Annotated in this window: 19 protein-coding genes and 1 riboswitch; of the genes, 8 read left to right on the forward strand and 11 right to left on the reverse strand. The window is 36.3% G+C overall.

Annotation, left to right across the window (positions count from 1 at the left end):
- The first annotated feature begins 56 nt into the window (after positions 1-56).
- Entirely contained in the window at positions 57-392 is a 336-nt protein-coding gene (locus ACJVDK_RS04215) for a Rieske (2Fe-2S) protein (RefSeq protein WP_443939043.1), read from the forward strand.
- On the opposite strand, the gene ACJVDK_RS04220 is transcribed toward ACJVDK_RS04215, so the two are convergent.
- From ACJVDK_RS04220 to ACJVDK_RS04270, 11 genes are all read right to left on the reverse strand, one after another.
- A complete protein-coding gene (locus tag ACJVDK_RS04220; protein ID WP_443939044.1) occupies positions 389-1,273 on the reverse strand; it encodes a mechanosensitive ion channel family protein in 885 nt (294 codons plus the stop codon). The two genes, ACJVDK_RS04215 and ACJVDK_RS04220, sit on opposite strands and share 4 nt — an antisense overlap.
- Before the next feature lie 113 nt (positions 1,274-1,386).
- Positions 1,387-1,806 carry a PIN domain-containing protein gene (locus tag ACJVDK_RS04225; protein ID WP_443939045.1) on the reverse strand — a complete coding sequence of 140 codons (420 nt, stop codon included), beginning with the start codon at positions 1,804-1,806 and terminating at the stop codon, positions 1,387-1,389.
- A gap of 3 nt (positions 1,807-1,809) precedes the next feature.
- The gene (locus ACJVDK_RS04230; protein ID WP_443939046.1) at positions 1,810-2,070 is read right to left on the reverse strand and encodes a DUF6364 family protein; all 261 of its coding nucleotides are present in this window, start codon (positions 2,068-2,070) and stop codon (positions 1,810-1,812) included.
- Between the two features lie 128 nt (positions 2,071-2,198).
- Positions 2,199-3,080 carry a bifunctional 5,10-methylenetetrahydrofolate dehydrogenase/5,10-methenyltetrahydrofolate cyclohydrolase gene (locus tag ACJVDK_RS04235; protein ID WP_443939047.1) on the reverse strand — a complete coding sequence of 294 codons (882 nt, stop codon included), beginning with the start codon at positions 3,078-3,080 and terminating at the stop codon, positions 2,199-2,201.
- Positions 3,081-3,142: 62 nt separating this feature from the next.
- Complete coding sequence (locus ACJVDK_RS04240; protein ID WP_443939048.1) at positions 3,143-4,069, reverse strand: alpha-1,2-fucosyltransferase; 927 nt, start codon at positions 4,067-4,069, stop codon at positions 3,143-3,145.
- Positions 4,070-4,076: 7 nt separating this feature from the next.
- A complete protein-coding gene (gene lepA / locus ACJVDK_RS04245) occupies positions 4,077-5,864 on the reverse strand; it encodes a translation elongation factor 4 (protein ID WP_443939049.1) in 1,788 nt (595 codons plus the stop codon).
- A gap of 226 nt (positions 5,865-6,090) precedes the next feature.
- Positions 6,091-7,518, reverse strand: a complete 1,428-nt coding sequence (locus tag ACJVDK_RS04250; RefSeq protein WP_443939050.1) for an MATE family efflux transporter — start codon at positions 7,516-7,518, stop codon at positions 6,091-6,093.
- Between the two features lie 71 nt (positions 7,519-7,589).
- Complete coding sequence (locus ACJVDK_RS04255; protein WP_443939051.1) at positions 7,590-8,375, reverse strand: type 1 glutamine amidotransferase domain-containing protein; 786 nt, start codon at positions 8,373-8,375, stop codon at positions 7,590-7,592.
- A 94-nt stretch (positions 8,376-8,469) separates the two neighbouring features.
- Positions 8,470-9,033, reverse strand: coding sequence for a Crp/Fnr family transcriptional regulator (locus ACJVDK_RS04260; protein WP_443939052.1), 564 nt, complete (start codon positions 9,031-9,033; stop codon positions 8,470-8,472).
- Between the two features lie 26 nt (positions 9,034-9,059).
- Positions 9,060-9,479 carry an acyl-CoA thioesterase gene (locus tag ACJVDK_RS04265; RefSeq protein WP_443939053.1) on the reverse strand — a complete coding sequence of 140 codons (420 nt, stop codon included), beginning with the start codon at positions 9,477-9,479 and terminating at the stop codon, positions 9,060-9,062.
- A gap of 95 nt (positions 9,480-9,574) precedes the next feature.
- Positions 9,575-10,777 (reverse strand): serine hydrolase, encoded by a 1,203-nt coding sequence (locus ACJVDK_RS04270; RefSeq protein WP_443939054.1) that lies wholly within the window; start codon positions 10,775-10,777, stop codon positions 9,575-9,577.
- Between the two features lie 158 nt (positions 10,778-10,935).
- A riboswitch (cobalamin riboswitch) is annotated at positions 10,936-11,126 on the forward strand.
- 99 nt (positions 11,127-11,225) lie between these two features.
- Here ACJVDK_RS04270 and ACJVDK_RS04275 point away from each other — a divergent pair.
- From ACJVDK_RS04275 to ACJVDK_RS04305, 7 genes are all read left to right on the forward strand, one after another.
- Positions 11,226-13,115 carry a TonB-dependent receptor plug domain-containing protein gene (locus ACJVDK_RS04275; RefSeq protein ID WP_443939055.1) on the forward strand — a complete coding sequence of 630 codons (1,890 nt, stop codon included), beginning with the start codon at positions 11,226-11,228 and terminating at the stop codon, positions 13,113-13,115.
- A gap of 76 nt (positions 13,116-13,191) precedes the next feature.
- Entirely contained in the window at positions 13,192-13,779 is a 588-nt protein-coding gene (locus tag ACJVDK_RS04280) for a DUF6580 family putative transport protein (protein ID WP_443939056.1), read from the forward strand.
- 103 nt (positions 13,780-13,882) lie between these two features.
- Positions 13,883-14,824 carry an ABC transporter substrate-binding protein gene (locus ACJVDK_RS04285; RefSeq protein WP_443939057.1) on the forward strand — a complete coding sequence of 314 codons (942 nt, stop codon included), beginning with the start codon at positions 13,883-13,885 and terminating at the stop codon, positions 14,822-14,824.
- Positions 14,825-14,830: 6 nt separating this feature from the next.
- Positions 14,831-15,517, forward strand: coding sequence for an SIR2 family NAD-dependent protein deacylase (locus ACJVDK_RS04290; protein ID WP_443939058.1), 687 nt, complete (start codon positions 14,831-14,833; stop codon positions 15,515-15,517).
- Positions 15,507-16,232: a diphthine--ammonia ligase gene (locus ACJVDK_RS04295; RefSeq protein WP_443939059.1), complete on the forward strand. Its 726-nt coding sequence runs from the start codon at positions 15,507-15,509 to the stop codon at positions 16,230-16,232. Before ACJVDK_RS04290 ends, ACJVDK_RS04295 begins: the two co-directional genes overlap by 11 nt.
- Before the next feature lie 67 nt (positions 16,233-16,299).
- Positions 16,300-16,764, forward strand: coding sequence for a YMGG-like glycine zipper-containing protein (locus ACJVDK_RS04300; protein WP_443939060.1), 465 nt, complete (start codon positions 16,300-16,302; stop codon positions 16,762-16,764).
- Between the two features lie 98 nt (positions 16,765-16,862).
- On the forward strand, positions 16,863-17,099 hold the full coding sequence (locus ACJVDK_RS04305; RefSeq protein WP_443939061.1) for a hypothetical protein: 237 nt from the start codon (positions 16,863-16,865) through the stop codon (positions 17,097-17,099).
- The last annotated feature ends 45 nt before the right edge of the window (positions 17,100-17,144 follow it).

The raw sequence follows: 17,144 nt of genomic DNA on the forward strand, positions 1-17,144 counted from the left end.
TAAAATTAATAGAAAGATGAAATAACACTGATATTTATTTGATGTATTTTTACACTATGCAATGGTTCAAAATTTTAAATAAAGTACAAATTCCAGCAGCAGATAGCATGAAGACCGTTAAGGTGGATGGCAAACAAATTTGCATCATCAATACGGCTGGAAAAATCTTTGCGAGTCAGGCTTATTGCCCGCATGCAGGTGGTCATTTTGATGGTGGTTGGTGTAAAAACGGTCATCTTGTATGCCCCATTCATCGGTACGAATATAATTTAGAAACAGGCAGAGGCAGGGAAGGACAAGGTGATTATATCAATCTGTATCCCGTTGAGGTACGCGAAGATGGACTTTACATCGGTTTTAAAGAAAGTTGGTGGTCTAGATTATGGGGTTAATCCATTGCCCCCTTTGATTTATCACTTAGCATATTTCCAATATCCCCCTTAAAGTTTAAATCGCGTTGCGGAAAAGGTATGCTGATATTGTTCTCATTCAATTTTGACAACACAGCATATCGAAGTTCACTTTTTACATTTTCAACTAAAAACTTTTTCGACGTCCAAAAAAGTAAATCGAAATTTAAAGAACTGTCTCCAAATTCAACCAATCGTACAATGTGTTTATGCTCCATGTCCTCTATAATATCAGGGTGATCTATCGCTGCTTCTAAGAGTAACTTCGTAACTAAATTCACATCGCTTCCATACGCCACACCCACAGATATTTTAAAACGCATTAATGCGTCCATATTGCTCCAATTTAGTACGTTTTCATTAATGAATTTATGATTTGGAACAATGATTTTATTTCCATCTCGGGTAATGATGGTAGATGTTCTCATGCCTATTTCGCTAATTCTGCCAATAAATTGATCCACCTCCATTACATCGTCTAGCTTTACATTTCTTTCAATTAAAATGAAAATTCCCGAAATTATATCTTGGAAGATTTGTTGTAAACCAAAACCAACACCAACGAGTAAGGCAGCCGATCCAGCCATTAAAAAAGATAAATTTATGTTCGCTATCTTAAGTGAAATAGAGATCGATATAATCCATATTAAGTACTTGAGCAATTGAAAAATAGCATTCGTATTTCCATCCCATGAATGATGATTTTTTCTTAAGTTATATTTTAAAATCCATCGCTTAATAAAAAGTAAGAGCAGTTTTGTGAGGAAAAATACCAACACAATAAAGATTAAATCCCATCCGGATATTCTTATCTTTCCAGCCTTAATAATGTCTTCGAGTAAAAATTTATTTAAATCATCCATAAAAAATAGTTAAAAAATGAAACACTCTAATGGATTTAAGATGTCTATTAAAGTGTGTTAAACTATTGGGATGTGATTAAATGAATAGGAGGATTTTGATAGTGCGTATTAAGCTAATTAAGCAAATGCCTTTGAAAAAACGAATGGCAATTTAAAACCTCAATGTCCGAAAAATAGAAATCAGAAATATCTTCGGTTAAAATGTATTTGCAATCAGCACCTTCGGCTGCGTAATATTCAAGTCCATCCTCAAAATCATGAATTGCTTTGTTAGACAGAGCTTTCATTACGCCATTAGCTGTGTTTGCTGTAATTTTTATATACTGACAAAGTAAATCTATCTTCTGCTTAGCTACTTGCGCATTTTGCTTTTTCTCCGCAAAATAGAAAGCAATGGCCAAACAAAGGGGAGAGGTGTAAAATTCAAATTTAGGGTTGTTCGCTAAACTTAAAATTCGCGAAGAATACGTAAAAACGGGATACTCTTTATTTAAAACAGAAACCAGAACATTCGCATCTAAAAATATCCTCATCCATTATTTCTTTGAAGCGAAAAATTCATCTTTTGATTCTTTGCGACTTTTTGCTGGGCTTTTTTTGTACTCGGCATCGCCCTCTGCAAGCATATTTACCCAATCAGCAACGGGATAGGCTTCAATGGATTTATACTCACCTGATGTAATTTGCGTTAATAAATGCTCTATTAAACGCGACAAGCTGATGTTGTTATCTGCAGCGTATTTTTTTGCTTTGTTAACTACTTCTTGATTGAAACTTAAGGTTAATTTGGTGTCCATTGTTTTACCCCCGTTTTTTATTACAACAAAGATATAATTTTTATACGTGTTTGAAAAATTTTTTATACGTAAAAAAAAAGCAACCCTAATTAGAGCTGCTTTTTAAATAGTAATTTATAATTTAATTTTTAAGAATAAATCTCTTTTCTTGCCGATGCTAAGGTGTTTTTTAATAAACCAACAATGGTCATTAAACCTACGCCACCAGGTACTGGAGTAATAAACGACGCTTTTGGAGCAACGTTTTCAAAATCAACATCGCCATATAATTTAAAGCCCGATTTTGTTTCTGTAGAATTTTCACGATTAATACCCACATCAATAATAATTGCTCCCGGTTTAACCATATCAGCAGTAATAAAGTTTTTCTTGCCTATAGCAGCAATAATAATATCGGCTTGTAAAACTTGCTCTTTTAGATCCTTTGTGCGCGAGTGTGTTAACGTAACGGTGCAATTACCAGGATTGGCATTACGAGCCATTAAAATACTCATTGGGCTACCCACAATATTACTGCGACCAACAACTACGCAATGCATTGCTGTGGTATCAATATTGTATTCTTGCAACATTAACAAAATACCATATGGTGTGGCTGGGATAAAGCATGGTAAATTGCGCATCATACGGCCTAAATTTACCGGATGAAAACCATCAACGTCTTTACGGTAATCAATTTTTTCGGTAACTTTTTCAGGGTCAATATGCTTAGGTAAAGGTAACTGAACAATTAACCCATCTACATCCGCATCTTGATTAATTTCTTCAATCTTCGCTAACAATTCAGCTTCCGTAACTGTATTATCGTATCTATAAAGAGATGATTTGAAGCCCACTTTTTCGCAATTTTTCATTTTGCTCGCAACGTAGGTCTCACTTCCTCCGTCGTTACCAACTAAAATAGCTACTAAATGTGGTTTTCTACCACTTTGCGTTAAAAATGCTGCAGCTTCATCTGCAATTTGCAATTTAACTTTCTCCGATACGTATTTCCCGTCTAAAAGTTGCATAATTTGCTCTATTATTAATATTGTGGGTCAAATATATTATTATAATTGTATTTTTTCGGATATTAAAACCGATAAAGTTCCTTTTCCGGAAAATTCAATTCTGAAACAAAATCAGGATTGAATTTTGGGTATTCCATCTTTTGGTTTTTACTTAAAACCATGGTTAGAGGTTTGTTACCATAATAAGCAGCCCATTGGCTAAAGGTACTAGGAGGGCCAAAAATAGCATCACATTCAGCTAGCGAATACAAATCGACTATAAAATGTCGTGGTTTGCTTAAAATATGTAATCCCTCATACTTACTCAAATCGATATCTTCATTTGAGCAAACCAAAAAAGCTACAGTCTTATTTTCGGCTTTGTAGAGCGCTACCAACTCGCGCATCATACGCGCATAATCTTCATCCGCATAAAACCATTTTCCACCAACAAAAGTGGCATAATCGCCACGACGAATGTGTACGCCAATTAAAACATCGGCAAGTTTTTTGGCTTCTACAATTTCGTTCTTAACTGCTGTAAAATAAGGTTCTACGGGTTTAAAGAATTGAATTATTTTGCTTCGATGTTTCCGAATGTTCTCAGGATCACGAAACATCCAACCTTGAACCAACACCTTTTCAGTTTTGGCAGCTGCAACAAAATCTGCTCTATTCAAATTAAAAGCAACACCTCTTTTATCTTCATCGAAATTGGTTCTGTAAAACGTGTAAAGAGTAGGGGTTTTACCAAATTTTTTAAAGGTAAAAGACGACCAATTTTTAAAAAGATTGCTGTAAAAATAATCAAGATAGGAGATACCCGTTCGTGAAACACGAATTGGGTATTCTCCAAAATTATTTTGGCTGGTAGCCTCGAAATACAGTTTGTATTTATGAAAGCCTAGGTTTTTTAATGAATAGTTATGTTCAATGCTGTTGGCTATAAAGGTTGAAAAACCCCATAACCGATTCGCTAATTGAGCATTTTGACTATTAATAATAACCATTAATGGCTTAATCTAATTTTAACACGGCCATAAAAGCAGTTTGCGGAATTTCCACATTACCTACCTGGCGCATACGTTTTTTCCCTTTTTTCTGTTTCTCTAATAACTTACGTTTACGCGAAATATCACCACCGTAACACTTAGCAGTTACATCTTTACGCAAAGCACTTAACGTCTCACGGGCAATAACTTTAGCCCCAATAGACGCTTGTATTTTTATCTCGAATTGTTGACGAGGTATTAATTCTTTTAATTTTTCGCAGATTTTTTTACCAAAATCGTAGGCATTACTTCTGTGAATCAACGACGACAAGGCATCAACAGGCTCTTCGTTTATTAGCATATCTAAACGAACCAAATCCGATTTACGGTAGCCCACTTGGTGATAATCGAAAGATGCATAGCCTTTTGAAATTGTTTTCAATTTATCATAGAAATCAAATACAATTTCACCCATAGGCATTTCAAAAACTAATTCAACCCTATCCGATGTTAAATACGACTGATTTACAATAATTCCACGTTTTTGAATACACAAACTCATTACAGGACCAACAAATTCGGCTTTTGTAATAATGTTTGCTTTAATAAATGGCTCTTCTACAGAGTCGAGCTTACTCGGGTCTGGTAAATCAGATGGATTATTTACAGTAATTTCAACGCCTTTTGTCGTGTGTGCAACATACGATACGTTGGGAACAGTAGTAATTACCGTCATATCAAATTCGCGTTCCAATCGTTCTTGAATAATCTCCATGTGGAGCATCCCTAAGAAACCGCAACGGAAACCAAAGCCCAAAGCTGCAGAACTTTCAGGTTCAAAAACAATCGAAGCATCGTTCAATTGTAATTTATGCATCGCTTCACGCAGTTCTTCAAACTCATCTGTATCAACCGGATAAATACCTGCAAAAACCATCGGTTTCACTTCTTCAAAACCTTGAATAGCTTCAGGTGCAGGTCTATCAACCGTAGTAATGGTATCACCCACCTTTACTTCTCGTGCTTCTTTAATACCCGAAATAATATACCCTACATCACCCGTTTTAACAACTGTACGCGGCGACATGTCCAATTTCAAAATACCTACTTCATCAGCCAGGTATTGTTTGCCGGTATTGATAAACTTAACCTTATCACCTTTTTTAATCTCACCGTTTACTACTTTAAAATAAGCAATAATCCCTCTAAACGAGTTAAAAACCGAGTCAAAAATAAGTGCTTGCAGCTCACCATCTGGATTTCCTACAGGTGCTGGCACACGGTCTACAATGGCTTGCAAAATTTCTGGAATACCCATCCCGGTTTTACCCGAAGCAGGAATAATATCATCGCGTTCACAACCAATTAAATCGATAATTTGGTCTTTTACTTCCTCAGGCATCGCTCCAGGTAAATCCATTTTATTTAAAATGGGAATAATCTCTAAATCGTGCTCTAAAGCCAAATATAAATTCGATATGGTTTGCGCCTGAATACCTTGCGATGCATCTACAATAAGTAAAGCGCCCTCGCAAGCAGCAATCGAACGCGACACTTCATAAGAAAAGTCAACGTGTCCAGGAGTGTCAATTAAGTTAAATATATATTCTTCGCCCCCAACTTTATAGTTCATTTGAATAGCGTGACTTTTGATGGTAATACCACGCTCACGCTCCAAATCCATATTATCCAGCAATTGTGCCTGCGCCTCACGCTGCGAAATTGTTGCGGTATATTCTAATAATCTATCGGCCAGGGTACTTTTGCCATGGTCAATGTGTGCAATAATGCAAAAATTACGTATATGCTTCATCTTTGCGCAAAGATATGCTTTTTAATGTAAATTTTAGCGAATAAATACAGGCCCCATCTTGATTATTCGAAAAGCAAAATTCAATCGTTTCGGCTGCTTCAGTCTTGCTTTCCACTGTATCCCCAATTCGAAATTGGGGTATGCCGTTTCAATCAAGTTTAGGTATGTACTTGCGGTGGTCCTTTTGATGCTTTTTTCCGAGTAAGCGTCTCAAAAAAGAACGAACTTACACAACGGTTTTCTTCCATTTTCCCTTTTTAAATAGCATAAAAGCAGCTATGGCAATACCGGCCTCAGCAGTCGGAATAGCAATAAAAACACCTGTAGGGCCCAGCTCTAAATACTTGGCTAAGAAATAAGCAAAAGGAATTTGAAAAAGCCAAAAGGCAAAAACATTAATTTTGGTTGGCGTCCAAGTATCGCCGGCACCATTAAAAGCACTGCTAAAGACCATTGCAGCTCCATAAATAACAAAGCCAAAGCTTAAAATTCTTAACGCTTTACCTGCAGTAGCAATCACTTCTTCGTCCGAAGTAAAGAATGCAGCAAATAGATGTCCGCAGGTTAAAAACAATACACTTACAATCGCCATAAACACCACAATATATTTTAGTGTTTGAAAAACCGATTCTTCTGCCCGTTTAATTTGCTTGGCACCTAAATTTTGTCCGACTAATGTTGCAGCAGCATTACTCATTCCCCAGGCCGGAAGCATAAAAAACATCATTAAACGCAATGCAGTTTGGTAGCCAGCAGAACCTTTATCGCCCCCGGTTGTAGCCACTACCTCCGCTAAAAACACCCAACTACAGCTGGCAATAACGAATTGTAAAATAGCAGGGGCAGCAATTTTTACAATTGCTTTTATCTGCTCCCAATCGGGGATAAAATAGGATATTTTAACTTTAAGGGCATTTTTACCATTAAATAAATGATAAACTTGATAGCTCACACCCATACTGCGTCCAATAGTGGTGGCAATGGCTGCGCCAGTTAAACCAAAAGCAGGAATAGGACCGAACCCATTAATAAACACTGGGCATAAAATAATATTGGCAATATTCGCCAGCCATAAACTTCGCATGGCAATGGCAGCATTGCCTGCACCACGAAAAATGCCGTTTATTAAAAACAAGAGCACGATAATGATACTTCCGCCCATCATAATGCGAACAAAGGTGGTTCCATAAGTGGCGGTTTCTAATGTAGCACCCATGAGCACTAAAATATCGCGCGCATAAATTAAACCAGCAATACTTATTAGTACATTAACACTAACAGCAATTAGAAGTGTTTGCATACCTGCTTTAGATGCAGCTTCGGGATTTTTTTCGCCAATCCTTCTTGCCACTACCGCCGTTGCAGCCATACTTAAACCAATGGCTAAAGAATAAATAATAGTTAATACCGATTCGGTTAAACCCACAGCTTGAATGGCACTACTGCTGTTTTCTAAATGGCCTACAAAATATAAATCAACTAACGCAAAAACCGATTCCATTGCCATTTCTAACATCATAGGAATGGCTAATAAAATAATGGCTCTTTTTATGCTTACGGAAGTTAAATCTACTTCATGTCCTTTTAAAGACTGTACAAGTAATTCGAAAAAAGATGAAAGTTTGCTTTTTGACTTTAAAGTATTCTGCCACATTCATCAAAAATACAAAAAGTAAGATTACATTAAAGTAAGCTTACTCTTAAATAATTTTACAGCAGAAAAATCTAATTCAATTTTTTCAGCTCCACTAAAATAGATTCTCCCACGCTTTTAGCTGATTGCGGATTTTGCCCAGTTACCACCCTTTGGTCAGTAACAACATGGTTTTGCCATAAGCCTGATTTTTCAAAAATAGCACCACGTTCTATCAGTTTGCTTTCTAACAAAAATGGAACAACTTTTTCAAGTCCAACTGCATTTTCTTCTTCATTGGTAAAAGCATTGATTTTTTTACCATCGATTAAAAATTTTCCATTGTTTAACTTAATGTTTACCAAACCCGCAGGGCCGTGGCAAACCGCACTCACAATGCCATTGTTTTCATAAATCTTTTGTGCTATGGAGGCTAATTCTGCGTTATCTGCAAAATCCCACATAGCACCATGTCCACCTGCGTAATATATTGCCGAATATTCTTCTGGCTTTACATCAGATGGTTTCATCGTATGCTCAATTTTTGCGTGGTATTTTGTGTTTTCCCAAAATTCTTTGTTGGTGGCATCCTCTAAATTAAAACCATCAACGGGTGCTTTTCCCCCTTTAGGGCTTACAAAATCAATTTCATAACCAGCATGATGTAAAACTTCCCATGGATGCGAAACTTCACCTAAGTAAAAACCTGTTGGTTCTCCTGTACTGCCTTTTTTATCGTGACTTGTTACCACAAATAGTACTTTTTTCATTTTATTTACTTTTTTAGATTGTGCAATGGCTTGATTACTTTGCAGTGAAATGGCCAAGCTTGCTAAAACCATACATCCTGCTGTGACATTCTTAATTAACCTTTTCATTTTCGAATTGTTTAAAATTTCCATGACAAAATTCCTCGGAATTCACGTAATCTTACAGGAAGTACATCACTATTTTCAAGTGACCTTTGTCACATTAAGAAGAAAGACGGCTTAACGTTTCTCTGGATACACCTAAGTAAGAAGCTAATAAGCTTTTGGGTACACGTTGAACCAATGAAGGATATTGGATAAGTAATTGTTCGTAACGTTCTTTTGCGTTACTGTTTAAAAACGACAAAATTCGGCGTTGTAAAGCAATATACCCAAAGTTGGATTTTCGCCTAAAAAAGTGTTCTATTTTATGTAATTCAGCACAAATTTTATCCCTGTTATGGAGACTTAAACAAAGAACTTCAGCATTTTCAATACAATCGATGCTCAGTGTTGCATTTGTTTGGTTAAAATACGCCTGATAATCAGTAATCCACCAATCTTCCAATGCAAATTGCAAAATATGTTCTTTGCCATCACTATCAAAATGCGATGCTTTTAAAAGTCCTTTAATTACAAAATAATCGTTTGTTACGATTTCGTCCTCTTGAATTAAGTATTGGTGTTTTCGGAGCTTTTTGGTAGTAAAATGCGAAAGAATATAGTCAAATTCTGGGTCAGTTAATGGTGTAATCTTCTCAAAATGTTGACGTAACTCTTTACTCATATTAGTAATCAGGATTTGTGACTCAATTAGATGCTGTAAGCTTTAATCATTTCTTCCGAAACTTTGCAGCCACGCCCGGTGCTTAAATCTATTAAAACATAATCGAATACGCCATCAGAAGCAACTTTTCCTGTTCTTTTATTTACGATTTCAAATTGAACAGCACAACCTTTTTCATTCATGCTTAAAATACCGGTTTTAATGAGCATGAGATCGTTCATTAATAAAGGGCGTTTAAAGCTAATATCAACATGGCTCACAACCCAGCCAAATCCTAATTTAGTAAACTCTTCCCATGGCATTTTGTAGAATTTATCCATCTGCTCATATCGAGCCGCTAAAACGTAATCTAAATATTTACTGTTATGCACATGATTAAACATGTCTATATCATCCGGACGAACACGTAATTCGCTCTCAAAAATGCTGTATTTATTCTTTTCCAAAGTAAAATGTTTTTGCAAAAATAGGAATTAATTGACACCAAAGCAGCCGCTCGAAAAGGGAGAAGAAAAAATTACTTCTGAAACAGAAACAATAATTAGTTGCCGTAATTCATCTTCATCCGCGTTAAATCAGGTTGATGTTTTTTAACTCTTTGCAATTCATATTCATAAATCGTTCTACCTAAATGTTTCATAAAGGGATAACAAACGCTTTCATATTCGTATTGGTTATCATTAAAAATACCATCCTCATTGCTTTGTACCACAGCTGTCAGGAAATATTCTATACCATTTTTAAAATCTACGAAATAAGAATTGTCGATGATAAAACCATAACTATCTCCGTACTTATTAAAAATTCGGATAGCAGAATCTATTTTTATATCTTTCTCACGCCCATAATACAACATTTTGGCATAGGTTGGCCAAAACTCATTTGGATCATACTCAGGATACGTACTTTCAGTTGGATACATGCTCATATAGGTGTAAATTAGCGCATAATCCTCTGCTGTTAAATGAAATCGCTCTGCAGCAGGAAAAGCTTCTGGTGTAATCAGCTTTTGCATCAATCTTTGCTGGTCGTTTAACGCAAATGCATTCTTGCCCGATAAATCAAAAGGTTTGTTAACCAAGTTATCACTGCTGTCTAAATATCCCTTTCCCATAACCAAATTACTCAAGGGCAAATCATAATCCTTTGGGTCGTATTGTGCGGGTTGGCTATAAACCAAGTGCTCCCCGTTGTAAAAGCGAATAGGATTGGTGTGTTTTGAGGTTTCCCCTGCATCGCCAATGGCTAAACGATTTAAAATGCGGCTGTTGTTCAACCGATGAAGTTTTAGCTTCTCATTGATCTCTGCACGGCCGATGAATTCATATAATCGATTAAAGGCATCGTTATCACTGGTAAGCAAAATCTTTTTAACGTATTGCGCAACGCTTGGAAGGCCATTTTTAGCACTTACATCTTGCGTTACTTTCGTTTGTGCCCGAAAAGCACTATCTGTAATCATCGTGCTATTAACCGTTATCCCGGTACTTTTTAAGCGATTTACTTTTTCCAATGCAATAATTACAGCGGCTAATTTTACCGTGCTAGCCGGGTAGAAATAATGGGTTGGATTGAGGTTGTAGCTAAAAGTTTTAAAGCTTGGATGATTTTTTCTGTCGCGATTTACCTGCGTATACAAAATCTGAATTTGATTTTTATCGGGATGGTTTAATACGGATTGAAACCATTCCGGTTTCGATTCCATCAACTTTTGAAGAAAAATGGTATCAGTTTTTTGTGCCATAAGAGATAAACTTAGCATAGAAAAGGCAATAGCAAAAAGTATTTTCATTTTGTGGGATTATAGCCTAAATATATAAAGAGAATTTGCGTTTTAAAAACAGCAATTTGACAATGAAAAACGACGGAAGATTTAGAATTTGCGTTTCTATCAATAATTAATACATTTGCACTGCTTTTGGTTTCTGGGCCTAGCCTCAGAATTAAAAGGGAATGCAGTGAGATTCTGCAACTGTCCCGCAGCTGTAAGCTCCAAAAACGTTATTCAATCTATTGCCACTTTCTAAATATGTAGATGGGAAGGCCGAATACCGGGAGTAAGTCAGAAGACCTGCCTTAAGCATATTATTTCATAGCTTTCGGGGATTGAAGCTAGGAGAAGAGGTACAACATCGATTACGTATTTTCATTTCCTTTCCATTCTGTTGGCTGTGGGCAAAACTCACAATCAAATGAACAAAAAAAGAATTTTAATTGCTGCAGGCCTAGGGTTTGCTCAATTAACAATGAGCCAAGTAACAAAGGCGCAAACAGTAGATAGTTTGCAACTTAAAGATGTGGTTATCAGCGCCACAAAAAATGACCAAAAGCAATCACAAACAGGTAAAGTAGTTAGTATTATTGGTAGAGATGTGCTTGACCGGAGTCATGGTAAATCATTACCAGACCTTTTAAGCGAGCAAGCAGGAGTAATTGTAACCGGTGCAGGAAGTAATCCTGGTATGAATAAAAGTTTATTCATGCGTGGTGCAGGTAGCGCATATGCAGTGGTTTTAATTGATGGTATTGTACAAAATGATCCTTCTGGTAACGGAGGAGCATTCGATTTACGTTTGTTTTCAATTGACCAAATCGACCATATCGAAGTTATTCGTGGTGGTCAATCAACTATTTACGGTTCAGATGCTATTGCCGGTGTTGTAAACATCATTACCAAGAAAGCAGGAGCAAATGGATTAACTGTTTTTGGCGTTGCAAGTTCAGGTAGTTACGAATCGTATAAAGGAACAATTGGATTAAACGGTAAAGTAGAAGATTTTACCTACAACATCAACTACACACACAACAAAACAGATGGTATTTCAGAAGCATCAAACCCAGTTGGTAACACAACTGCATTTGATGAAGATGGCTTCAAAACTGACGGAGTAAATGCAAATTTCGGATTGCAATTGGATAAACATTTTTCAGTAAGTCCTTTTGTACGTTATTTTTATGGTAATTATAAAATTGATGAAGGTGCCTTTTCGGATGGTTTAGCAGCGAATCAAGCGCAGCTTAAAAACTTCTCTACTGGATTAAACGCGAAGTATGAATTTTCTACTGGAAAAATTAATCTGAACTATAGCTATCAAAGAAATTCCAATGAAACGGAAAGCAGTTTCGGAGGCTTCCCGTATAGCAGCCAAGGAATGGGTTCAATTAATCAGATAGATTTATTTTACGATCAAAAACTAGCTAGTAAATTAGATTTATTAGTGGGTATTGATAACCGTGATATGAAGCTTTCTTCAGGTGTAAATAAACCTCAAACCAATATTTTTGCAGCTTACGGATCGTTGTTTTTACACGATTTAAGTGTATTTAACTTAGAAATTGGTGGCCGATACAACAATCACGAACAATATGGAGAGAATTATACGTATAACATCACACCAAGTATTAACATCATCAAGCAAATTAAACTTTTCGGAACCGTATCAACCGGATTTAAAGTGCCTACATTAACGATGCTTTTCGGTCAGTATGGAGCTAACTTAAATTTAAAACCTGAAAAATCTCAAAATTATGAAGCGGGTGTAAACTTCAGCTTTGCGGATGATAAGTTCTCGTTAAGAGCTTCCGGCTTTAGTCGCGATTTAACAGATGCTATTATTTACGACTTCGGATTAGGTTATATTAATCAAGCGAAACAGAAAGTTAAAGGTTTTGAAATTGAGCCAAAAGTGAAACTTAACATTTTCGATTTTACAGGTTACTATGCATATGTAGAAGGAAATGAATACAATAATGTGTCCAACACAGTTGAGGATTTCCTGTTTCGTAGACCACAAAATACTTTCGGTTTAACGGCAGGCGCACAGGCAACTAAAAATTTATATGCTTCTGTTAACTTCCGTTACTTCGGTAACCGAAAAGATGGTGATTTTAATACTTACACCGTAGAATCACTTCCTCATTATCAGCTACTAAACGCGTATGCTGAATATGCATTTGCAAAGAAACAATTCAAAGTATTTTTTGATGCAAAAAATATTTTAAACGAAAAATACAATGAAATAATTGGTTATAATAGCCTTGGATTTAATTTTAATGCTGGTGTAAGTTTTAATATTCATTAAAAACTTTACCTTTGTATATTATTTATTTAGCTACAGTAACGTGTAAATTATTGTACTTTTATTAAAATCTAGAAAGATGTCTAAAGTAAGGATCAACCCTCGTAATATTGTTTTATTATCCATGATACTAGCAGTAACGATTTTACGATTAGTAGTAACATTTAATTCTGAAGCCTTAGAATTTGCTAATTTTTCTTCATTAGGTGCAGTAGCATTATTTGGAGGAGCTTATTTCAAAGATTATCGTAAAGCATTACTTTTTCCGTTGATGAGTTTGTTTATAAGTGACTTGGTTTTGTATACTACTATTTATAAGCAATATGCAGATATTTTATTGGTACAAGAAACCTGGACTTATTTGGCAATTGCATTAATGGTTGTAGTGGGCAGAGTACTGATGAAGAAAGTGAATGTATTTTCATTTTTAGCATCATCTTTTGTGATTGTGTTGATTCACTGGATTGTATCAGACATCGGCTCATGGTATCATAATCCGTTATACACACAAGATTTAGCTGGATATTGGAGGTGTTTAGTGAATGCCATTCCTTTCGAAATTCGATTCTTGGATGGTACTTTATTATACGGAACCTTGCTATTTGGAGCATTCGAAATTTTAAAATCAAAGTACCCAGAGCTAAAACTGCAACTTCAAGAAGCGTAGTTTTAGTTTAAAAAACATATTGAGCCCCTTTTGACAACGTCAGAAGGGGTTTTTTCGTAAATTCGTCTTTTGATGAAAATCTTAAACTTATAATACTAAATATATGAAAGCTGTTTCCTTTTTACCTGCCGCAACCAAGATGTTATACGACATGGGCTTGCATGAATACTTGCATGGAGTAACCTTCGAGTGCCCTAAAGAAGCAACAGATTTGCCAAAAATTGTTCGTTGCGTTTTGGAAGGGAAAAATTATACCAGTCAGGAAATCGATACTTTGTTTTCAGCATTCAAAAAGGAAGGGAAAGAATTATATTGGGTAGATCAGGAAGTGCTAGAAAGTGTTGCGCCAGATATTGTTTTTACACAAGATTTATGCGAAGTGTGCAACATCGATACGGTTTGCACCGAAACAGCCGTAATGAAACTGAGCAAAGCACCCATTTTGGTTCCGCTCTCTCCAAACAATTTACAAGATGTCCAAAATTGTGCTATTGACATAGCTAAAGCGTTAGGTATGGAAGAAGTCGCTCACCGCTATTTATCAAAATTAAATGAAAGGACAGATGCGGTTTTAGATGTTTTAAGAGCCAATAAGGCGCCATTAAAGCGTATCATGTTAATGGAATGGATAGAACCCATTTATAACTGCGGACATTGGATTCCGTATCAAATAGCAGCTGCCGGAGGTGTTGATATGTTGTCTAATCCAGCAGGCGATTCCATTGTCACCCCTTGGGATAAAATACTAAAATACAATCCAGAAGTATTGGTAATTGCTCCTTGTGGTTTTGATATCTCCAGGACGAGAGAAGAAATGCATCTGCTTAAAGAGAAAGAAGGTTGGTGCGATTTACAGGCAGTGCAAAATAATCAGGTATATCTAGCAGACTTTGATATGTTTACTCAACCAAGTATTGGTACCCTGGTACAAGGTATTGAAGCCTTAGCATGTATGTTACACCCTGAATTATTTACCCCATCTGCAGAAATTCAAGCAAAATTTATGAAGTACGAAACCATTGCCGCCGAAGTAATTCTCCCTTAAACCAAAATGAAACTAGTTGTATTAACCGGTGCAGGTATAAGTGCCGAAAGTGGATTGAAAACCTTTCGCGATTCCGATGGATTGTGGGAAGGATACAATGTATATGATGTAGCGACTCCCGAAGCATGGTTGCGTAATCCCGAGCTGGTTCAAGCGTTTTATAATGAACGTAGAAAACAAGTTTTAGCTGCTGAGCCTAATAATGCCCATCATATCTTAAAGGAATTGGAGAACCATTTTGAGGTCGAAATAATTACACAGAACATCGACGATTTACATGAAAGAGCTGGTTCCCGCAACATTACGCACCTACACGGGATTATTACCAAATCGCAATCGAGTATGAATGCTAGAAAAACATATCCAATTAAAGGAGCTGAATTGAAAATGGGCGAATTATGTCCGTATGGTTCGCAGTTACGACCCCACGTGGTATGGTTTGGCGAAGCGGTGCCAATGATTGAGACGGCAGCTGAAATATGTGCTACTGCTGATGTTTTTGTATTAATAGGAACATCCTTGGCTGTTTATCCCGCTGCCGGATTAATGGATTTTGTACCAAAGCAGGCAAAAAAGTACATCATTGATCCACATACACCGGATGTTAAACGTTATCAAAATATTGTTCCAATCGTGCAGAATGCCATAAATGGTATGGCGCAGCTTAAAGAGATTTTACTACATGATAAATAAAAAGAAATGTATTTTTAATTGGAGCGGTGGCAAGGATAGTACGTTGGCGCTTCATTATGCCCTTCAAGATCCAGAACTTGAAATTAAGTATTTAGTGACATCGGTCAATGAACAATACAATCGTGTTTCGATGCACGGCGTACGCGAAAGTCTGCTGATTAAGCAGGCAGAAAGTATCGGCATTCCCCTTTACCAAATTCGTTTGCCTGCAATGCCCGACATGGAAACTTACGACAAGGAAATGCATAAACATTTGACTAAGTTTAAAGAAGAGGGGATAACACATTCCATTTTTGGGGATATATTTTTGGAAGATTTGCGTACATATCGTGAAAATAAATTAAAGGAAGTGGGTTTAGAAGCTATTTTTCCGATATGGAAAAAGGACACCACAACATTGATTGACGAATTTATTTCAATCGGATATAAAACGATTATTGTTTGTGTGCAGCAAAATCTGGATACTTTTTGCGGAAAAGTAATAACGAAAGAATTAATTTCTGCACTTCCAGAAAATATAGATCCTTGTGGCGAAAATGGTGAATTTCATACCTTCGCATTTGAAGGGCCTATTTTCAAGGAAAGCATTGATTTTGAATTAGGTGAGAAGGTTTTTAGAACCTATTCTGCTCCTGAAAGTACCGAAAACGAACCCAATAATACCGTGTGTAAGCCGGGGGAAATAGGATTTTTTTATATGGATTTAGTTAATTAATATTCAATAATTAAAACTTTTTGGCACTATTTTTTCTTTACTAGATGAGTACAAAAAAAATATTCCCATGAAAAAGATCATCCTAATATTCGCCATTAGTTCTGTTTTGTTTGCTTGTAACAACAAAGCAAAACAAGAAGCAGAGCTTAAACAAAAAGAAGCTGAAAAAGCGCTTGTTGTTAAAAAAGTAAAAGACAGTTTGCGCTTAGATAGTTTTCAACGCGCAGAATTGGCTAAACAAGAAAAAATTAAGCAAGAGCAAAGTAACCGTCAATCAGCTAGAAGGTATACCACGTATGCCCAATCACAAAGCTCTTACGGCGGAACTCAGCCAACTGCTAAAAAACAAGGTTGGAGCGATGCTGCTAAAGGGGCCGTAATTGGTGGAGCAGCAGGTGCCGTGGGTGGTGCACTCATCGATAAGAAAAAAGGAAGAGGAGCCGTAATTGGCGGTGTGGTAGGTGCAGGTACTGGATACTTAATCGGTAGAGGAGAAGATAAAAAATCCGGTAGGGTAACACCAAAAAATTAAACGTATTGGAAAGGCTTGCAGCAATTGCAAGCCTTTTTTTTTGCCCCCATTTAAATGAACTTATTATTTTCTTAACCATTTTTTTCTTATTTTTAAGTATGGAAAATGAACATAATCCCGAAAAGGTAATTCTTAAACCTTCGGTAATTCACGATGATTTACCAGAAAGCAAAAAAGTAGTGCACACGCCAAAAAAAAAGGAACCTTCTGAAGAAGATTTGCTTCCTGAAAATCCTGATCGCAACTATCATCATACAGAAGTAATGTCTTTTTCTTCGAAGCATACGCCGCTAACAAAGGCAGATGATGATATTTGGAATGGCGAAGATGCCTAATTAAAAATAGTTTAAAACAACCTCTATTTTGATGCAGAAATAGTA

Origin of the sequence: Pedobacter paludisoli (genome assembly GCF_052344095.1) — a bacterium.
Classification (GTDB): Bacteria; Bacteroidota; Bacteroidia; order Sphingobacteriales; family Sphingobacteriaceae; genus Pedobacter.